Annotated in this window: 20 protein-coding genes; 11 read left to right on the top strand and 9 right to left on the bottom strand. The window is 67.6% G+C overall.

Annotated elements, in window-relative coordinates:
- Positions 1-39: 39 nt before the first annotated feature.
- From EU513_RS08320 to EU513_RS08310, 3 genes are all read right to left on the bottom strand, one after another.
- Positions 40-528, bottom strand: coding sequence for an OsmC family protein (locus EU513_RS08320; protein ID WP_129625428.1), 489 nt, complete (start codon positions 526-528; stop codon positions 40-42).
- Positions 525-1346: an alpha/beta fold hydrolase gene (locus EU513_RS08315; protein ID WP_205744710.1), complete on the bottom strand. Its 822-nt coding sequence runs from the start codon at positions 1344-1346 to the stop codon at positions 525-527. Before EU513_RS08315 ends, EU513_RS08320 begins: the two co-directional genes overlap by 4 nt.
- A 93-nt stretch (positions 1347-1439) precedes the next feature.
- The gene (locus EU513_RS08310) at positions 1440-1958 is read right to left on the bottom strand and encodes an 8-oxo-dGTP diphosphatase (RefSeq protein ID WP_168990209.1); all 519 of its coding nucleotides are present in this window, start codon (positions 1956-1958) and stop codon (positions 1440-1442) included.
- 101 nt (positions 1959-2059) lie between these two features.
- Here EU513_RS08310 and EU513_RS08305 point away from each other — a divergent pair, with 101 nt between their 5' ends.
- The 3 genes from EU513_RS08305 to EU513_RS08295 are packed head-to-tail and all read left to right on the top strand — an operon-like array spanning position 2060 to position 4215.
- Complete coding sequence (locus EU513_RS08305; RefSeq protein WP_129625526.1) at positions 2060-3082, top strand: ATP-dependent 6-phosphofructokinase; 1023 nt, start codon at positions 2060-2062, stop codon at positions 3080-3082.
- Positions 3083-3091: 9 nt separating this feature from the next.
- Positions 3092-3655 (top strand): dienelactone hydrolase family protein, encoded by a 564-nt coding sequence (locus tag EU513_RS08300; protein ID WP_129625426.1) that lies wholly within the window; start codon positions 3092-3094, stop codon positions 3653-3655.
- Complete coding sequence (locus tag EU513_RS08295) at positions 3652-4215, top strand: GNAT family N-acetyltransferase (RefSeq protein WP_129625425.1); 564 nt, start codon at positions 3652-3654, stop codon at positions 4213-4215. Before EU513_RS08300 ends, EU513_RS08295 begins: the two co-directional genes overlap by 4 nt.
- 10 nt (positions 4216-4225) lie before the next feature.
- Here the strand turns inward: EU513_RS08295 and EU513_RS08290 are convergent, their stop codons facing one another.
- From EU513_RS08290 to EU513_RS08280, 3 genes are all read right to left on the bottom strand, one after another.
- Positions 4226-4957, bottom strand: coding sequence for a dienelactone hydrolase family protein (locus tag EU513_RS08290; protein WP_168990208.1), 732 nt, complete (start codon positions 4955-4957; stop codon positions 4226-4228).
- Between the two features lie 517 nt (positions 4958-5474).
- The gene (locus EU513_RS08285; protein WP_129625423.1) at positions 5475-5768 is read right to left on the bottom strand and encodes an antitoxin; all 294 of its coding nucleotides are present in this window, start codon (positions 5766-5768) and stop codon (positions 5475-5477) included.
- Positions 5769-5812: 44 nt separating this feature from the next.
- Positions 5813-7186, bottom strand: a complete 1374-nt coding sequence (locus EU513_RS08280) for a TIGR01777 family oxidoreductase (RefSeq protein ID WP_129625422.1) — start codon at positions 7184-7186, stop codon at positions 5813-5815.
- Positions 7187-7317: 131 nt separating this feature from the next.
- On the opposite strand from EU513_RS08280, the gene iolD reads away from it, so the two are divergent.
- Positions 7318-9234, top strand: coding sequence for a 3D-(3,5/4)-trihydroxycyclohexane-1,2-dione acylhydrolase (decyclizing) (gene iolD, locus EU513_RS08275; protein ID WP_129625421.1), 1917 nt, complete (start codon positions 7318-7320; stop codon positions 9232-9234).
- 6 nt (positions 9235-9240) lie between these two features.
- On the opposite strand, the gene EU513_RS08270 is transcribed toward iolD, so the two are convergent.
- Positions 9241-9981 carry a GntR family transcriptional regulator gene (locus EU513_RS08270; RefSeq protein ID WP_129625420.1) on the bottom strand — a complete coding sequence of 247 codons (741 nt, stop codon included), beginning with the start codon at positions 9979-9981 and terminating at the stop codon, positions 9241-9243.
- A 92-nt stretch (positions 9982-10073) separates the two neighbouring features.
- Between EU513_RS08270 and iolC the strand changes: the two genes are divergently transcribed.
- The 4 genes from iolC to EU513_RS08250 are packed head-to-tail and all read left to right on the top strand — an operon-like array spanning position 10074 to position 14408.
- Positions 10074-11039: a 5-dehydro-2-deoxygluconokinase gene (gene iolC / locus EU513_RS08265; protein WP_129625419.1), complete on the top strand. Its 966-nt coding sequence runs from the start codon at positions 10074-10076 to the stop codon at positions 11037-11039.
- Positions 11039-12019, top strand: coding sequence for a deoxyribose-phosphate aldolase (locus tag EU513_RS08260; protein ID WP_239700748.1), 981 nt, complete (start codon positions 11039-11041; stop codon positions 12017-12019). Before iolC ends, EU513_RS08260 begins: the two co-directional genes overlap by 1 nt.
- Positions 12013-12912: a 5-deoxy-glucuronate isomerase gene (gene iolB, locus EU513_RS08255; protein ID WP_129625418.1), complete on the top strand. Its 900-nt coding sequence runs from the start codon at positions 12013-12015 to the stop codon at positions 12910-12912. The genes EU513_RS08260 and iolB overlap by 7 nt, the downstream gene beginning before the upstream one ends.
- On the top strand, positions 12909-14408 hold the full coding sequence (locus EU513_RS08250; RefSeq protein ID WP_129625417.1) for a CoA-acylating methylmalonate-semialdehyde dehydrogenase: 1500 nt from the start codon (positions 12909-12911) through the stop codon (positions 14406-14408). Before iolB ends, EU513_RS08250 begins: the two co-directional genes overlap by 4 nt.
- Before the next feature lie 66 nt (positions 14409-14474).
- Here EU513_RS08250 and EU513_RS08245 read toward each other — a convergent pair whose 3' ends face one another.
- Complete coding sequence (locus tag EU513_RS08245; protein WP_129625416.1) at positions 14475-15476, bottom strand: P1 family peptidase; 1002 nt, start codon at positions 15474-15476, stop codon at positions 14475-14477.
- 59 nt (positions 15477-15535) lie between these two features.
- On the opposite strand from EU513_RS08245, the gene EU513_RS08240 reads away from it, so the two are divergent.
- The gene (locus tag EU513_RS08240) at positions 15536-16441 is read left to right on the top strand and encodes a GNAT family N-acetyltransferase (protein WP_240795975.1); all 906 of its coding nucleotides are present in this window, start codon (positions 15536-15538) and stop codon (positions 16439-16441) included.
- A gap of 86 nt (positions 16442-16527) precedes the next feature.
- Here the strand turns inward: EU513_RS08240 and EU513_RS08235 are convergent, their stop codons facing one another.
- On the bottom strand, positions 16528-17133 hold the full coding sequence (locus EU513_RS08235; RefSeq protein WP_129625415.1) for a YitT family protein: 606 nt from the start codon (positions 17131-17133) through the stop codon (positions 16528-16530).
- 69 nt (positions 17134-17202) lie between these two features.
- Between EU513_RS08235 and EU513_RS08230 the strand changes: the two genes are divergently transcribed.
- Together EU513_RS08230 and EU513_RS08225 are read left to right on the top strand one after the other, a co-directional pair.
- Positions 17203-17679 (top strand): RNA polymerase sigma factor, encoded by a 477-nt coding sequence (locus tag EU513_RS08230; protein WP_129625414.1) that lies wholly within the window; start codon positions 17203-17205, stop codon positions 17677-17679.
- A complete protein-coding gene (locus tag EU513_RS08225) occupies positions 17676-18263 on the top strand; it encodes a methylated-DNA--[protein]-cysteine S-methyltransferase (RefSeq protein WP_129625413.1) in 588 nt (195 codons plus the stop codon). Before EU513_RS08230 ends, EU513_RS08225 begins: the two co-directional genes overlap by 4 nt.

Genomic DNA, 18263 nt, shown 5'->3' with positions numbered 1-18263 from the left:
TCGTGCCACTCCCGGCGTCGTGGCGGGCGACTGCCGACGTCAGGCGTCGATCACCTCGACGACCGTGTGCTCGCCGTCGTCGGTGACGAAGGTGGCGCGCACGGTCATCCGTGATCGCAGTGAACGGGCGATGAAGCACTCCTGGTGAGCGATCCGCACCCAGCGCTCCCACTTGTCCGGTTGCTTGCCGCCGCTGATCTCGATGACCGGGTTGAGTCGGATCTTGTTGACCCACAACGGTCTTTCGTCGTTCGCCATGACCGCTTCGGCGTGGTCGACGTACGAACGCACGTCAGCCCGTGCGCGTGCTGCGACGGCGAGGAAGGACAGCAGTTGGCAACTGCTGGCTGCGGCGAGCAACAGTTCTTCGGGGTTGGTCAGGCTGGGGTCGCCACGGAAGGCGGGGTCGGAACTGAGGGTCAGATGATGTTTGCCCACGACGTCGATCTGGTGTTGCCGCGAGTAGTCGTCGTACCCGGTCGCCGTCGTCCCTTCCCACCGCAGAGAGGTCGAGTAGGAGTGGTTCACGCGGTCGCCGACATCGTCGAGGCGGCCGGTGCACGTTCGGCCAGTTCCACGGTCTCTTCGATGACTCGCGTGATCAACTCGGGTTCATCGAGCATCGGGACGTGCCCGCAGTTCGGGAGGGCGACGTGCCGCTGGTCGGGCAGCCGCTTGCGCGCTCGGCCGGCCTGGCTCGGCAGCAGCAGACGGTCCTTGTCACCCCAGGCGATCGTGGTCGGCACCTGAGGAATCGCCTTGTAGTTCAAGCGCATTCCACCGACGAAGCACGGCCAGAAGCCCTTCGACCGACGCAGGTTGAGCGTGTCGGCGTAGGCATGCTCGGCGGTGAGCCGTTCGGGGTGCGCGTACAGCGAGCTCATCGAGATCCTGCGCAGCATCGGCTTCTGGCTGAACAGCCGAATGATCGGCAACGGTGCGTGGCTCGCCGCCTTCATCGACAGCAGCGCGGCACCCGCGACAGCGAGTCCGGTCGGCAGATAGAACCCGGCCGGCGAGATGGCCGTACAACTCGCGACCGAGCCCCGAGCGGCCAGTTCCAGGGCGAGGTTTCCCCCGAGCGAGTTACCGACGACGTGCGGGCGCTCGATACCGAGGTGCTCGAAGAAGGTTTCGAGTTGAGTCACCCAGCTGGCCATCCGATAGGTGTCGGGTTTCTGCGGCGGCGGCGACTGTCCGAACCCGGGCAGGTCGATCGCGATCACGTCGTGGTGCTGCGCCAGTCGGTCGTACACCTCGAACCAGGCGGTGCGTTGGTGGCCGATGCCGTGGATCAACACCACCGGCTCACCGGCGCCCTGGCGGCTGTAGGAAATCGTGCTCACGGGGTGCTCGCTCCTCGCTCGGGTTCAAGTATTTCGACCCTAGCGGCTCGAACGAAGGCGCGATCGTCGCGACTTACGCCCCGGTACGCGGCACTACCGGGGCGTAACGCGCGACTGTCGCGCTTTGCGCCCGGCGGCATCCAGATCGACGCAGGTGACGAACTCGCCGACGAAGTCGTAGCCGATCGTCGCCGTGACCACGTCGCCGCGCAGCACGTTAGGCAGCCAGATGCGGTCGTCGTCCCACATGTCCGCGTACGGGATCTCGTCCAGCGGGCACCAGAACGGCGACAACTCAGCTGACGCCTCGGCCTCGCCCGTCCAGCGCTCGATCATCACCAGCGAGACCCGGAACGGCGTCCGCTGCGGGTCGGCCCAGGTGAACAACAACTCCCCCACCGACCGCGCGTCCCGGACATCCGCACTCAGGGACGTCTCCTCCGCCAGTTCCCGTACCGCCGCTTCGAGCGCGGACTCTCCCGCTTCGAGCTTCCCACCGGGTGCGATCACCTTGCCCTCGCCGAACCCCCGCAGCTTGCGACCCAACAAAACCCGTCTCCGCTCCAGGTCGACGACCAGCGCAAGGCACATGTCGATCGGTTGCTCGGTCACCTGCGAATCCTTGCACCCCGCGCCGAATTCGCCGACTCGCATTTTGAGCAGGCTCGCGGGGCGGTTTCGCCGACCGGCGGGTAGCGGCCATGCTTGACCACGTGAACATCGGCATTCTGACCAGCGGCGGCGACTGCCCCGGCCTGAACGCAGTTATCCGTGGTGCGGTGATGAAGGGCGACCGCATCTACGGCGTCAACTTCCAGGGCATCCGCGACGGATTCCGTGGGCTCGTCGAGGACGACATCCGCCCCCTGCCCCGCCACGACGTTCGAGGGCTCTCCCGCACCGGCGGCACGATCCTCGGCACCTCCCGCATCGGGCCGTTCGGCGAAGGTGGCGGCGGCTCGGCTCGGGTGAAGCAGGTGATGGAACGCAACGAGATGGACGCGATCATCGCCATCGGTGGTGAAGGCACCCTCACCGTCGCGCGAATGCTTCACGATGACGGCATCAAGGTCGTCGGCGTGCCGAAGACCATCGACAACGATCTCTCGGCGACCGACTACACCTTCGGTTTCGACACTGCGGTGTCGATCGCGACCGAGTCGATCGACCGGCTGCGCACCACCGCGGAGTCGCACCACCGCTGCATGGTGGTCGAGGTCATGGGACGCCACGTCGGTTGGATCGCCCTGCACGCCGGTCTCGCCAGTGGTGCACACGCGATCCTCATCCCCGAGCAACCGGTGAGCATGGAGCAGATCTGCGGATGGGTGGAATCGGCGCTCGACCGCGGCCGCGCACCGCTGGTCGTCGTGGCCGAAGGCTTCATGCCGGACGGTGCGGAGATCGTCCGCGATGCCCTCGACGGCTTCGGACGACCCCGCCTCGGCGGTGTCGGCGAATGGCTCGGCCCGATCATCGAACAGCGCACCGACATCGAGACCCGGGTCATGACGCTCGGTCACCTGCAGCGTGGGGGCGTGCCGACATCCTACGACCGGGTGCTCGCCACCCGGTTCGGGCTGGCCGCGATCGACGCCGTGATGGACTCCAAGTGGGGCCACATGGTGTCGCTGCGCGGCATCGACATCGAAACCGTTCCACTGGGCGAAGCCACCGCCGACCTGAAGTCCGTGCCCCAGAGCCGCTGGGACGAAGCCGCCGTCCTGTTCGGCTGAGGAGAAGACATGACCCATATCCTGCTGCTGCACTCCGCCCTCGGCCTGCGACCGGCGGTGCGAGAGTTCGCCGATGCGCTCACCGAACGCGGCCACACCCTCGTGGTGCCCGACTACTACGACGGCCAGGTGTTCGACGACGAGGAGTCGGGCGTCGGATACCGCGACCGCACCGGCGCCAAGGAACTGTTCAAGCGGATCCTGCCGGTGGTCGAGGAACTTCCCGCGGACGCCGCACTGGCTGGGTTCTCGCTGGGCTCGGCCTTCGCGCAGACCCTCGCCGCGACCCGGCCCGAGGCCGCCGGCGTGATCCTGATGCACAGCGTCGCGGCGCCGTTCGGACGGTGGCCGGGTGCGCCGGTACAGGTGCACCGCTACGAGTCCGACCCCTGGATCGAGCAGGACGACCTCGACGCGTTGCGTGCGTCGGTCGAGGCCGAGGGCACGTCCTTCGAGGACTTCGTCGTCCCCGGCCGCGGCCACCTGTTCACCGACGTCCATGGGCCGGACGGCGACGGCGAGGCGACCGCCGCCACGATCGACCGGATCGACGCGCTGCTGACCCGTCCGTGAAGGTCACCACCTGGACGCTGGAGATGCGTTCACCGGACGACCTCCGTGGCCCGGACCAGCTTCCCGAGGGCTTGACCGTCACCGAATCAACTTCGGTGACACCGGAATTCGCTCGCTTCCTGTACGGACTGGTCGGCGGTCCGTGGCGCTGGACCGACCGCCTCGATTGGTCTCGTCAACAGTGGTCCGAGGACCTCGCCGCGCCCGGCACTCGTTTCCTGATCGCCTACGCCGACGGCGTTCCACAGGGCTACCTGCAACTCGGTGCGTCGTCGATCGGGCAGACCAGGGACATGGAGATCAAGTACTTCGGACTGGTGGAATCGGCGATCGGCCGTGGACTGGGGTCGGCGCTACTCACCCGAGGCATCGAGCGCGCCTGGCAGACAACGGGGTTGCCGAAGGTCTCGCGTGTCTGGGTGCACACCTGCTCGCTCGACGGACCTGTCGCGCTACGCACCTACCGAGCACGCGGGCTGAACGTCGTCGACGAGGTAGTCACCGACGAGGACTACCCCGATCAGCCGCTGGGCAGCTGGATGTCGACCGGCGGCCGGTGATGCCGACGGATCAGGCGAGGTGCAGCCGCAACATCGCCAGCGAACGCTGCCACAGGTCGCGAGCCAGTGCCGACTGCGGCCCGACTGCCGCCAGATCACGCAGCGTGTTGAGGTTGCCCGGGTACTTTTTGGCGCAGAACGGCACTCCCGCACGGCGCATCGCTGCCCGTAACTCGGGCAGACCTTCTGCGGCCGCCGCGTTGTCGGCCGCGTAGAAGCTGACCGCTGCACCCTTGATGTTCTCGACCAGGTCGATATCGGTGGCCACACAGTCGTAGGACAGTGCGAGGCGAACCCGAGAATCGACCGCCGCGAGCGCGAACGCGAGTCCCCCGCCGGTGCCGTAGCCGATCACCGCGATCCGGGTGTCGACGCCCGGTTCCTTCGCCAGCTCCCCGACGGTGGCACGCAGGGCCTTCATCACCCAACGCTCGTAGTCGGGGCTCTGCATGACGGCCATGACGTCGCCGACCGTCGGGTCGTCGGCAAGGTCGGCGTCCTGCCAGGCCTGCTCCGCGCGCGCGGCCGCCTGCGGGTCGAGGCCGAGGCCCGCGACGAGTTCGGGGACGAGGACGACGTAGCGCTCGTGAGCGAAACGGCGCGCGAGTTCCATGATGGTCGCGTCCGACTCGCGCAGCCCGGGCAGCATCACGATGCCGCCGCGTACGCTTCCACCCGGCGCCACGCGGTGGGCGCTCAGGGGCATGGTCGTCGCAGCGGGTCTCAACGTCTTGCCTTTCATCGATCTACGGCCAACTGTCCCAGGGTAGGACCGTCGACGCATCGCCGGGCGGGAGTCGCACAACGACTTGGAACCTTTGTGCAATGACTTTGGTCTCGAGCCCGGGTCCGGTACGTACACGTCCGACAAGGGAAAGCTCGTGCTGAAGGACGCACCGCGACCTGGACCAGCGGTCTGCGGGCACGCGCCACCGTCAATCGGGACGGCGCCGGATCCGTGCTGGACCGCACCGGACTCATCGCAGTCACCGCGGACGGGTCAGTTGCGTGCGCGACCGGCAAGCGCCTGGCGTTCGTGGGCTCGGACGGACGCCGCGGCGAGGCGAACACCGGCGGCGCCATCTTCATCGACCGGTCCGCAAAGAGCACGACCGTCGGCAAGCCCGGGCGACCAGGGCAAGATCATCGGCCGTTACAACGTCCGCAATGTCGGCGGACGCACCTCGGTGGAGGCGTTCATCCCGGCCGCGCCCCATCAGGGGACGCGGTCTCGTCGAGCGCGCTGTGGTGCGCCGTGATCAGCCGGCTGCGGGCGGCTGCGTTCCGGGCTGGGTGCCCGCCTGGGTGCCCGGCTGGTTCGGCTGCGGAGCCGCAGTGGTCGGCGGCTGCTCGCCACCCTGAGGCTGCGCGGGAGCGTCCGGCACCCCGAGCTGGTCCTCGAGGGCGTCTGCGCCCTGCCTCACCTTGCCGGCGTACTTGTTGCCGGTCTTGGCGTTGACCGCGGCCTCGGCCTTGTCGATGCCGTCGCGCACCTTGTCGGGGTTCTTCGCGGCGTAATTCTTCGCCTTGGCGATGATGCTTGTGAAGTTCATGCTCCGGATCCTAAATCCACCCGATCGGGTGGTCGATCGGTGACTCAGTCGGTTCGGCCGAGTTCGTGCTGCAGCGCCTCCCGCAGGCCAGGGTGTCGGAACCTGTGTCCGGCGTCGATGAGCGCGGCGGGCACGACGCGCTGGCTGGCGAGCGCCAACTCCCGCGCTCCGCGTTGGCCGAGCAGCACCTGTGGGCCCACCTTCGGCACCGCGAGCGAACTCGGTCGGGAGATCACCGACGCGAGCACCTTGCTGAACTCCTCGTTGCGAAGTGGCTGCGGGGCAACGGCATTCACCGGACCGGCGAGCACATCGTCGAAGATCGCGCGGTGATAGACGTCGATCAGGTCGTCGATGGCGATCCACGACATCCACTGCTGCCCGTCACCAAGACGACCGCCCAGGAAGGCCTCGTACAACGGACGAAGGACGGCCAGCAGGCCTCCGCGGGCCGACTGCACCAAACCTGTGCGGACCAGCACGGTCCGTACACCTGCGTCGGAGGCCGGCGAAGTCGCCTGTTCCCACCCACGCACCACACTGGCCAGGAAGTCGTCGCCCGACGGGCTCGACTCGTCCAGCAGTTCGTCGGTGTGCTCGGAGCCGTAGAAACCGATCGCGGATGCGGAGGCGAACACCCGCGGACCGCCGTGCTGCACGAGCGCCTCGGCCAGCCGACGGGTCGGACCGACCCGACTGTCGTGCACCTTGCTCATGTGCTCGGCGGTGAACCTGCCGGCGATCGTCTCGCCGGCCAGGTGGACCACCGCGTCGACCCCGTCGAGGATCGCCGGGTCGGGGGTTTCGAGATCCCAGTGCCGCTGCTGGTGGATCGCGTCGGGATCGGGTTCGCCACGCACGAGGTGGATGACCCTGTGGCCACCGGTCGAAAGGAACGCGGTCAGCGCCGTCCCCACCAACCCGCGCGCGCCGGTGATCGCGATGGTGCTGGGTTTCGCCTCCCACTGCCGCGCGGCAGCCGCGTGAGCGTTCAGATCGTCGGTCACCTGGCGTCCGCGGTAGCGGAACATCGGGGTGAGCACTGACTTCGGGACGCGGGTCGTCACTTGGTCGATCAACCGGCAGGACGCGTCGTCGCCCTCGAAGCGATGCAGGTGCTTCCACCCGGTGATCGCCGAGAACGGCTGGGACACACAGTGATCGCCGAACTGACTCCCGTCGATGTACTCGTCCGGCTGGTGCTGGGCCACCCACCGGCCACGGGGCACGGACGCCGTCGCGACCTTCGCTTGGAGCACCGCTCGGCCGTCGGCCAGACTGCGCGCTTCCTCCAGTGGTTGCAGAGGTGTCCACGGAGCCGCCAACCGGTGGAAGGCACCCGGACGGGCGAACCAGTCCCAGACCTCCTGCCTGGAATGAGCAACAGGAACGGTGAACGCGTGCGTTCTGGTCAGCATGCGACCAGTGTCCCACGCGGGCCGCCCTCCGTCCGTTCACGCGTCCTGAGGCCCCCGGCCCGCCGGGCCCAGTTGTTCAAATGTCAGAACAAGGCCGATAACCTGGCTTGACCGTCCCGAGGGGAGCACCGATGAGCTCGAGTTATCCGTACGCCCACGCGCCCACCGTTCGCCTGACGGTCGGCCAGGCACTCGTCCGCTTTCTGACGCAGCAGTACTCGGAGAGGGACGGCGATGAGCGGCGTCTGATCGCAGGTACATTCGGGATCTTCGGACACGGGAACGTCGCCGGCGTGGGCCAGGCCCTGCTGCAGAACTCGGTCGATGCGAAAGAAGACGACGCGATGCCGTACTGGCTGATGCGCAACGAGCAGGGCGGGGTTCATGCGGCCGCAGGGTTTGCGAAGGAGACGCGGCGCCGCCAGACACTGGCCGTCACCACGTCCATCGGCCCCGGCGCGACGAACATGGTCACCGGGGCCGCCCTCGCGACGACCAATCGACTACCGGTACTGCTGCTGCCGTCCGACCAGTTCGCCACCCGCTACCCCGACCCCGTGCTGCAGCAATTGGAAGACCCGCGTTCGCTCGACATCTCGGTCAACGACGCATTCAAACCGGTCTCACGTTTCTGGGACCGGATCAACCGTCCGGAACAGTTGATGCCCTCGCTGCTCGCTGCCATGCGGGTGCTGACCGATCCGGCCGAGACCGGTGCGGTGACGATCTGCCTGCCACAGGACGTGCAGGCCGAGGCGTACGACTGGCCGCAGGAGTTCTTCTCCCGCCGGGTCTGGCACATTCCCCGACCGGCCCCCGACCCGGCGGCTCTCCAACGAGCAGTCGCCGCGATCAAGGCTGCCAAGCGACCCCTGATCGTCGCCGGTGGTGGCGTCGTCTACTCGGAGGCGAGTGAGGTCCTGCGCGAGTTCGCCTCTGTCACAGGGATTCCGGTGACCGACACTCAGTCCGGCAAGGGTGCGATCAACTTCGACCATCCGCTGGCCGTCGGTGGAGTCGGCTCGACCGGCAACTCCGCGGCGAATGCGCTCGCTGCGCAGGCGGATCTGATCATCGGCATCGGCACCCGGTACTCCGACTTCACCACCGCGTCACACACCGCGTTCGCGCGTCCGGACGTGAAGTTCGTGAACATCAACGTGCAGGCCTTCGACGCCGCGAAGAACTCGGCGACGATGGTCGTGGCCGATGCCCGCGCCGCGCTCGTCGCGTTGCAGGAGCAGATGGCGGGGTGGCACACCGACGACGCGTATCAGCAGGAAGCAGCGGGGCTCTGGGACGAGTGGAACGACGTCATCGAGCAGTGCTATCACCGCGGTCACGAGCCGCTCCCGGCACAGACCGAGGTGTTCGGTGCACTCAACGACGAACTGGCCGAGCGCGACGTGATCATCAATGCGGCGGGTTCGATGCCGGGCGACCTGCAGTGCCTGTGGCGCGCGACCTCGCCCGACCAGTACCACCTCGAATACGCCTACTCGACCATGGGATACGAGATTCCGGCAGCGCTCGGCGTCCGCCTCGCGATCGGCGACGAAGACCGGAATGTCGTCGCCGTCGTCGGTGACGGTTCCTACCAGATGATGCCGATGGAACTCGCGACCATCGCGTCCGAAGGCATCAAGGTCATCGTCGTGCTGCTCGACAACGCGGGCTTCGCCTCGATCGGTGCACTGTCGGAGTCCGTCGGGTCGCAGCGCTTCGGCACGAAGTACCGGATGCGGGACGCGTCCAGCGGGCGTTTGGACGGGGCTCCGGTGCCGTTCGACCTCGCGGCGAATGCGGCGTCCTGGGGTGTGAAGGTGGTGCGCAGCGACGGAATCGAGGAGTTCCGCAGCAGTCTGCGTACTGCGCTGGACGGCGAGGAGTCCGTGGTGCTCTACATCGAGACCGACCTCACCGGCCCCAATCCCCCGGGTTCGTCCTGGTGGGATGTACCGGTCAGCGAGACTTCCACCTTGCAGTCGACCACAGCTGCGCGTGCGGCGTACGAGCAGGGTAAGCGCGATCAGCGCCATCACCTGTGACGGTGCTCAGCTCTTGTGGACGGTGATCTCGATGGCGTACTGGTCGGCGCGGTAGACGTGGTCGCCGTATTCGACCGGTGCGCCCGACTCATCGAACGCTCGACGGGTCATCGTCAGCAGCGGTTCGCTCTTGTCGGTGCGCAGCATCGAACGTTCCTTGCCGGTCGGACGCCGGGCACCGATGCGCTGTTTGCCGACCACCGGACGCACTCCGGCCTCGCGCAGCAGCGCGTACAGGCCACGGTCGACCAGTTGCCGCTCGTCGAACTTCGCCGCTTGCGGCAGCAACCAGTTCGACAGGATCGACAGGGGGACGTCACCGGTGTATCGCAGACGCCGCACGAACACCAGGTCGGCATTCTTCGGGACGCCGAAGAACTCGGCAGCCACCGGCGAGTGAGCAGTGCGGTCGAAGTCGAGCAACTCGGTGCGTGGCTCCTTCCCGGAGCGGACGAGGTCCTCGTAGAGACTGGTGAGCTCGTCGCGGCGGTGGATCACCTCGTTGGCGACCGTCGTCCCGATGCCTCGGCGCCGGGTGACCAGGCCACGCTGCACCAGCTCCGCTATCGCCCGGCGCACCGTCGGGCGGGACAGGTCGAGCCGTTCGGCCATCGCCAGTTCGTTCTCGAACGGATCGCCCGGTTTGAGCGACCCGCTCTCGATGGCAGCGGTGAGCTGCTGGGCGAGTTGGTAGTACAACGGGACTGGGCTCGCCCGATCGATGACCACCGACACTGTCTCAGCCATGGGCCGATCATAGACAGCAAAGGTCATTCGGACGTAAAAATGTCATTACATTGCAGGTTCACCCGTCCGGTCCCCCGAGAAGGGCATTCGTCGTGACCTCGTCCGCACCCGACCTGCTGGCCATCGGCCGGCTCGGCGTCGACCTGTACCCGCTCACCAGCGGCGTCGGCCTGGAGGAGGTCGACACGTTCGGCAAGTTCCTGGGTGGCAGCGCGGCCAACGTCGCGGTCGCCGCCGCGCGGTACGGACGCACCTGCGCGCTCATCTCCCGGACCGGAGACGACCCGTTCGGTCGTTACCTGATCAGGCATTTGGAGGAGTTCGGGGTCGACCCCTCCGCCGTGACGCCGACCCCGGAACTGAAGACACCGATCACCTTCTGTGAGATCTTTCCGCCCGACGACTTCCCGCTCTACTTCTATCGCGAGCCGATCGCACCCGACCTCACGATCGATCCCGCGCAGATACCGGTCGAGCAGGTGCGGGACGCCCGCGTGTACTGGTCGACGGTCACCGGCCTGTCCCGCGAACCCTCGCGCGGAGCGCACTTCCACGCCTGGGGTGTTCGAGAGCGGCGCCCGCTCACCGTGCTCGATCTCGACTGGCGACCGATGTTCTGGCCGTCGCCGTACGACGCCCGCGCGATAGTCGGTGAGGCACTCGCGCATGTCACGGTCGCCGTCGGCAACCAGGACGAGTGCGAGATCGCGGTGGGTGAGACCGATCCGACCAGAGCTGCCCGGGCTCTGCTGGATCGTGGGATCGAGCTGGCGATCGTGAAACAGGGTCCGCGTGGGGTACTGGCGATGACCGCCGGCGAATGCGTGGAGGTGCCGCCGTTGCCGGTCGACGTCGTCAACGGCCTCGGTGCGGGTGACGCGTTCGGTGGGGCGATCGTCCATGGGCTTTTGTCCGGCTGGGATCTGGAACGGATGCTGCGTTTCGCGAACGCCGCCGGCGCGATCGTCGCTGGTCGACTCGAGTGCTCGTCCGCCATGCCGAACACTGCCCAGGTCGAGGCTGCGCTGGCAGCGGGCGCCGTGCGTCAGGAGGGATGATGAAACTGTCCGACAACGAAATTCACCAACTGACCCGCCGACGGATCAGCGACCCGGACGCGATCGCATCTGCCTGGGCGGCGCGTGGGCGCCGCAAAGGCCCGGACAGTCGGCTCCTCATCGTCGCCGCCGATCACCCGGCCCGTGGCGCGCTCGGGGTGCGCGACAACAACGACGCGATGGCGTCCCGACCTGAACTGCTGGGCCGGCTGGTGACGGCGCTGGCGAACCCGCGTGTCGACGGCGTGCTCGCCACGGCCGACGTGTTGGAGGACCTCCTGTTGCTCGGAGCGCTGGACGACAAGTTGGTCATCGGGTCGATGAACCGCGGCGGCTTGCAGGGGGCCGGCTTCGAGTTCGATGATCGGTTCACCGGGTACACGGCGGCGCAGATCGACGATTTCGGACTGGACGGCGGAAAGACACTTGCTCGAATCTGCTTGCAGGACAGCGGAACCGTCGCCACTCTCCAGGCGACAGCACATGCTGTCGACGAGCTGGCAACCCGCCGCAAGATCGCGATGATCGAACCGTTCTGGTCGGAGTTCGGCACTGACGGCCGTGCCCGCAACATCCTCACCGCCGACGCGACCATCCGGTCGATGCACGTGGCGTCCGGTCTCGGAGCCACCAGTGCGTACACCTGGCTCAAGGTGCCGATCGTGCCCGAGATGCACCGTGTCCTGGAGGCCACCACCCTTCCGACCCTGCTACTCGGCGGCGACCCGACGACCGGTTCGGATGAGAGGTACGCCAGCTGGGAGGACGCGCTCAGCGCTCCGTCCGCGGCCGGGCTGGTGATCGGTCGCGCGTTGCTCTTCCCGCCGGACGACGACGTCGCCGCGGCCGTCGACGTCGCGGCTCGCCTCGTCCACGGCACCGGACCTTCATCGAGTGGCCGGGCTACGGACGAGTGGCCGGGTTATACCCCGGCCACTGGTTCACAGCCCGGCCACTCGGCGAAAGGGACTGAATCATGAATTGGCACAGGCCCGCCGGGTCGATCAGCGACGAGCAGTACGACGTCGTGGTGCGACCGGGTAGCGACGCCTGGCGGCACACCGGGCTGCTGGTGGCGACGCTCGATGCCGGCGAGTCACGCACGCTCGAGACCGGTGACGACGAGTACATCGTGGTTCCGCTGTCCGGCCTCGGTGTCGATGTGTCCTGCGACCCGGATCAGGTCCGGCTGATGGGGCGAGCCGACGTGTTCCAAGGTCCGAGCGATGTGGCGTACGTGCCCCGTGGCCGAACTCTCACCGTCACCGCGTCCGAGCCGAGTCGGGTGGCGCTGTGTTTCGCGCCCGCGTCGTCCGATCAACCGTTCGCTGTCATCGACAAGGACGCCGTGCCGGTCGAGCTTCGCGGCGCCGGCAACTGTTCTCGGCAAGTGCACAACTTCGGCACTCCCGCTGCGCTGCAAGCGGATTCGATCATCTGTTGCGAGGTGCTGACGCCGTCGGGCAACTGGAGTTCGTACCCGCCGCACAAACACGACGAGGAACGCCCCGGCGTCGAGACCGAACTCGAGGAGATCTACTACTTCGAGTCCCGCATCGCCACGGGTGGCCCGGCCGAGGCCGAACCGCACGGCTACCAGGCCGTGCACGGCACGGCCGATCGTCCGATCGAGGTCAACGCCCGTGTCGTCTCCGGCGACGTCGTGCTGGTGCCGCACGGCTGGCACGGGCCGTCGATGGCCCCGCCCGGGTACGACCTGTACTACCTGAACGTGATGGCCGGACCCGGCGACGAACGGGCGTGGCGCATCTGCGACGACCCGGCGCACACCTGGGTCCGCGACACCTGGACCGACCACCCGATGGACCCCCGACTTCCCTTCACCGGACCGACACACGAGGAAACGCCATGAGCACGCCCACCCGGATCACCCACCTCATCGGCCACCAGGAGTTCGACGGTTCCGCCGAGCGCACCAGCGAGGTATACAACCCCGCCACCGGGCAGGTCACCGGAACGCTCGACCTCGCGTCCGCCGAAGTGGTCGACCGCGTGGTCCAGCACGCCGCCGCAGCTGCGAAGCAGTGGGGATCGACCTCGCTCGCGAAGCGAACGCCGGTGTTGTTCAAGTTCCGCCAGCTGCTGGACGAGAACAAGGAGCGAATCGCCGAAATCATCACCTCGGAGCACGGCAAGGTCACCTCGGACGCCCTCGGTGAAGTGACCCGCGGCTTGGAGGTCGCCGAGTTCGCCTGCGGCATCCCGCAATTGCTCAAGGGCGGGTACTCCGAGAATGTGTCGACCGGGGTGGACGCCTACTCGATCCTGCAGCCCCTCGGCGTGGTCGCCGTCATTTCGCCGTTCAACTTCCCGGCGATGGTGCCGCTGTGGTTCGTGCCGATCGCGGTCGCGTGCGGCAATGCCGTGGTGATCAAGCCGTCCGAGAAGGACCCGTCCGCCGTCGTCGAGGTCGCGAAGCTCTGGAAGGAAGCCGGCCTGCCGGACGGCGTCATGAACGTCGTCCACGGTGACAAGGAGGCTGTCGACGCGCTGCTCGATCACCCCACCGTGAAGGCCGTCTCGTTCGTCGGTTCGACCCCGATCGCGAAGTACGTCTACGAGCGCGGCGTGGCGACCGGCAAGCGGGTTCAGGCTCTCGGCGGTGCGAAGAACCACATGCTGGTGCTGCCCGACGCCGACCTCGACCTCGCTGCCGACGCGGCCGTGAACGCGGGGTTCGGTTCCGCCGGTGAACGGTGCATGGCGATCTCCGTGGTCGTCGCGGTCGACTCGATCGCCGACGAGTTGATCGAGCGGATCAAGAGCCGGATGGCCGGACTGAAGACCGGTGACGGTTCGACCGGCTGCGACATGGGTCCGGTCGTCACCGCGCAGGCTCGCGACCGGATCACCGACTACATCCAGGCCGGCCTGGACGCCGGTGCCCGCCTGGTCGTCGACGGTCGCGACGGGGAGTTCCACGGCCCGGACGAGGGCTTCTTCGTCGGACCGACGTTGTTCGACGAAGTCGGCACGGACATGTCGATCTACACCGACGAGATCTTCGGACCGGTGCTGTCGGTCGTCCGGGTGCAGAGCTACGACGAGGGTCTCGACCTCATCAACTCATCCGAATACGGAAACGGCACAGCCATTTTCACCAACGACGGCGGTGCTGCTCGCCGCTTCCAGAACGAGGTCGAGGTCGGTATGGTCGGCATCAATGTGCCTATTCCGGTGCCGGTGTCGTACTACTCGTTCGGTGGTTGGAAGTCGTCGCTGTTCGGCGACAGTCACGCGTACGGCGTCGAGGGCGTTCACTTCTTCACCCGCACCAAGGCCGTCACCTCTCGCTGGCTCGACCCCTCGCACGGTGGTCTCAACCTCGGGTTCCCGCAGAACGACTGACCGGAGTCAGGGCTTCTGAAGCGTTGCGGGAAACCCCCGTGAGCGAATATCGGGTGCGTTCAACACCTACTCGACCTGGCTTGCGACGTGGTGGTCGCGGTAACTCGGCATGCCGGCTTCACTCTCGGCGTGCCACATCGCGTGGCCGACAGCGCGGGTGACGCAATCCCCGGCCGCTGTGAGCAGGGCGTGAAAACCCATGCCGTCCGGCGCTTCTCGGGTCGTCGTCGACACCGCGAACACGGTGTCGCCGTCGAACATCGTGTGCACGGGATTGATCGCCCGCGCCATGCCATCGTGGCCGATGCCGGCGAGTTTCTGACACTGCGCCTTTGTCAAAGTGGCGTCGGTCGCCACCACGGCGAGCGTGGTCGCGGTGCCGACGGCCGGTGTCTGCGGCGGTGGGTCGTTCGGATGCACCGGTACCTGCGCGAACTCGTCCGGCAGGCCCTGCCGCGCCGCGTACAACTCGCCGGTGCCCGGGACGACCGTGCTGCCGACGGCGTTGACGACAACCAGGCAGCCGACGGTAGTCCCGTCGTCCAGCACCACGCTCGCCGAACCGATGCCACCCTTCAAACCGCCTGCACGCGCGCCGGTTCCGGCGCCGACTGCGCCCTGGCCGACGGCCGAATCGGTCGCTGCGGCAAGCGCATCCGCGCCGAAGGACGCGTCCGGCCGGGCGTTCGAGTCACCGCCGCGGCCCAGGTCGAAGATGACCGCAGCGGGCACGATCGGCACCGGCACCTGTCGTCCGGCCGCTTCCACCGGCAGGCCGATGCCTTCGGCGGCGAGCGACTGCATGACACCATCCGCAGCGGCGAGGCCGAACGCGCTGCCACCGGTGAGGACAATGGCGTGCACCCGCTCGACCATGTTGCGCGGGTCGAGCAGATCGGTCTCGCGGGTACCCGGTCCCCCACCGCGGACGTCCACGCCGCCGACGGCTCCGTCGTCGGGCATACGGACCACCGTCGTCCCGGTCAACCATCCGTCAGCGCGCCGGGTGGCATGGCCCACCCGAATGCCGTGGACGTCGGTGAGCGAGTTCGTGGTTCCGGGGCGCATGGATCCAACCGTGGCATATCCGGATGCGCCGCGACCGCCGCGGGAGGATGCTTGGCGACATGAGCATCGACCTCCCACCTGGCCTCACCAGCCGCCCCCTCGTCCCCGACGATCTGGACGCTGCCTTCGTGGTCTATTCGGAGGCCGAGTTCGCCGACACGGGGAAGCCCGGCATCGAGGTCGAGGACATCGAGGGCGACTGGGCCAGGACGAACTTCGATCTGTCGTCGCAGAGTGTCGGCGTCTTCGAGGGCGAGCGCCTGGTCGGGACAGCAGAGGTGGCCGACGGCCGTAGAGCCGATGCCGCTGTCCTTCCCTCCCATCAGGGGCGTGGCATCGGGTCGTGGTTGGCGCGATGGAGCGAGGAACAGGCGAAACGCGACGGGGGCACGCTGGTCGGGCAATCCCGGTTCGGCGGCAGCCCGGGCGAGACGCTGCTACGCGGACGCGGTTACGAAACGCTCTGGACGTCGTGGGTGCTCGAGCTGTCGCCCGAGAAGGAGGTTGCCGAACAGCCTCTCCCCCAGGGATATTCGATCCGTGGACTGGTGCCCGGACAGGACGACCACATCGCATATCAGGTGGTCGAGGACGCGTTCAACGAGTGGCCGAACCGTAACCCGCAGACCTTCGACGACTGGTCCGTGCGGTTGCTGCGTCGCCGCGGGTTCGAGCCGTGGCAGATGCGGTTGGCCATCGACCACTCGAACGAGGTCGTCGGGGTGGCAGCCCTGCTGATCGATTCGGCCGGCGAGGCCTACATCGACCAGCTCGCGGTGCGAGGCGACCAGCGCGGACTCGGGCTGGCACGAGCCCTGATGGCGGACGCGTTCCGGCTCGGTCGGGAGAAGGGCGCCGTCCGTTTCGGGCTGTCGACCGACTCGCGCACCGGCGCGCTGGGGCTGTACGAGAAGGTCGGGATGCACGTCACCCAGACCTGGTACCACCTGGCGAAGCAGATCTGACCCTCGTCAGAGTGTCGCGCTCATCGCCTCGGTCTCCTTGTGCAGGAGGCCGACGATCACGCTCCTCGTCACGCAGCAACCCCAGGTCAGTCGACGGCGCCGGTTCCGGCAACCTCCCGAGCCGAATGGCCGAGGACCGGCATCAGCCGGTCGATCGACCAGCCAATACCTGCGGCCAGGATCAACGTGCCGATCCCGACCGTCGCGCCGCAGAGCCAACCGACCAGCACGCACAACCCCTGGAAGATCGTGTAGCTCCACTTGAACGGTACCGGCGGGTCGAACGCCAGAGCCGCAGCTTCGGTCGGACCGGCGCCGAGATCGGTCGCCAGGTACGCCGCGACGCCGATGCACAGCACCACGTAACCGACGGCGAACATCCCGATCCGGGCCGACAGATCGTCCGGAGTCGGCATCACCTTGAGAAAAGCACTGACCGACAGGCCGACGACGACGAGTTGGCAGACAGTGCCGATACCGGGCTTCTGCCCGCGTAACCAGGCCAGGGCGACCAGCACAGCGGCGCTGATCCAGCTGACCACCGCGAAGTCGACACCGGTCGCGTCCGTGAGACCGCTCATCAGCGTGGAGTAGCCGTCCGAGCCCAGCTTGGCGGCCAGCAGGAAGGTGACCCCCAGACCGAGGACGATGCAGCCGATCGGAAGTTGCAGAGCGCGGCGGATCGGGGACACGCCCTGCAGACTATGTGTCGACCGACCTCACGTTCGCGGTGGCCGGGCCGTCTTTCGAAAGTGATGACCATGAAGCAGCCGTTCGACCACGCCGTGCGCGAGCACGGCGACGTGGTGCTGCGGGTGTGCCGGGCGGTGCTCGGCCATCACACCGCGGCGGACGATGCCTGGTCGGAGACCTTCCTGTCGGCCATGCGTGCCTGGCCGGATCTGCCGGACGACGCGACCGTGCGCGCCTGGTTGGTGACGATCGCCCATCGCAAGGCGATCGACGTCGTCCGGCGCGAATCACGTCACGTTCTGGTGTCCGATGTACCGGACGCACTGGACGACAACGGTTTTCCGTCCGAGGACGATCGGGAACTGTGGGCGCGAGTCGCGGCGCTGCCGGATCGGCAGCGGCAGGCCATCGCGTACCACCACCTGGCCGGGCTGTCCTATACCGACGCCGCTTACCTGATCGGCGGATCAGCTGAAGCTGCGCGGCGCGCAGCCGCCGACGGCATGAAGAAACTACGCATCATGTATCGCGAGGAGGAGTCATGAACCAGCTGGACGACCTGCGCACCGACCCGGCGCACCTGGAGATGTTGCGCGCTCACCTCGCGGATACGGCAGGGGACGAGGTCGAGGTCGCCTACCGCACGGTCGACTCCCCCGTCGGTGAATTGCTTCTCGCCACAACGACTTCGGGACTGGTTCGGGTCGCTTTCGAACTCGAGGACTTCGACACCGCGCTCGTGATGCTGGCAGCGCAGATCAGCCCACGGGTGTTGCACGCTCCTGGTCGACTGGACGAGGCTGCCCGGCCGCTGGAGGAGTACTTCACCGGACGTCTGCGCGCCTTCGAGCTCCCGCTGGACCGCTCGCTGTCCCGCGGTTTCCGCGCCCGCGTGCACGAGTACCTGCCGTCCATCCGTTTTGGGAGCACCGAGTCGTACAGGCAGGTCGCCGAGCACGTCGGCAAACCCCGCGCCGTCCGGGCGGTCGGCACCGCGTGTGCGATGAACCCACTCCCGATCGTGGTGCCCTGTCACCGGGTGCTGCGCTCGGACGGGAACTTCGGCGCCTACCTCGGCGGCACCGAGGCGAAGCAGACCCTCCTCGATCTGGAGTCCGGTACCCGCTGA

The organism is Yimella sp. RIT 621, from assembly GCF_004146205.1.
In the GTDB taxonomy this organism is placed as follows: Bacteria; Actinomycetota; Actinomycetes; order Actinomycetales; family Dermatophilaceae; genus Yimella; species Yimella lutea.
The sequence above is the reverse complement of the archived record's forward strand: the minus strand, read 5'-3'. Positions and strand labels throughout refer to the sequence as shown.

Bases quoted from the DNA above. Each gene is read 5' to 3' on its own strand.
- EU513_RS08270 (WP_129625420.1), bottom strand. From the start codon at position 9,981: ATGGCTGAGACAGTGTCGGTGGTCATCGATCGGGCGAGCCCAGTCCCG.
- EU513_RS08290 (WP_168990208.1), bottom strand. From the start codon at position 4,957: ATGAAAGGCAAGACGTTGAGACCCGCTGCGACGACCATGCCCCTGAGC.
- EU513_RS08260 (WP_239700748.1), top strand. From the start codon at position 11,039: ATGAAACTGTCCGACAACGAAATTCACCAACTGACCCGCCGACGGATC.
- EU513_RS08250 (WP_129625417.1), top strand. From the start codon at position 12,909: ATGAGCACGCCCACCCGGATCACCCACCTCATCGGCCACCAGGAGTTC.
- iolD (WP_129625421.1), top strand. From the start codon at position 7,318: ATGAGCTCGAGTTATCCGTACGCCCACGCGCCCACCGTTCGCCTGACG.
- EU513_RS08240 (WP_240795975.1), top strand. From the start codon at position 15,536: ATGAGCATCGACCTCCCACCTGGCCTCACCAGCCGCCCCCTCGTCCCC.
- EU513_RS08300 (WP_129625426.1), top strand. From the start codon at position 3,092: ATGACCCATATCCTGCTGCTGCACTCCGCCCTCGGCCTGCGACCGGCG.
- EU513_RS08285 (WP_129625423.1), bottom strand. From the start codon at position 5,768: ATGAACTTCACAAGCATCATCGCCAAGGCGAAGAATTACGCCGCGAAG.
- EU513_RS08280 (WP_129625422.1), bottom strand. From the start codon at position 7,186: ATGCTGACCAGAACGCACGCGTTCACCGTTCCTGTTGCTCATTCCAGG.
- EU513_RS08245 (WP_129625416.1), bottom strand. From the start codon at position 15,476: ATGCGCCCCGGAACCACGAACTCGCTCACCGACGTCCACGGCATTCGG.
- EU513_RS08225 (WP_129625413.1), top strand. From the start codon at position 17,676: ATGAACCAGCTGGACGACCTGCGCACCGACCCGGCGCACCTGGAGATG.
- EU513_RS08230 (WP_129625414.1), top strand. From the start codon at position 17,203: ATGAAGCAGCCGTTCGACCACGCCGTGCGCGAGCACGGCGACGTGGTG.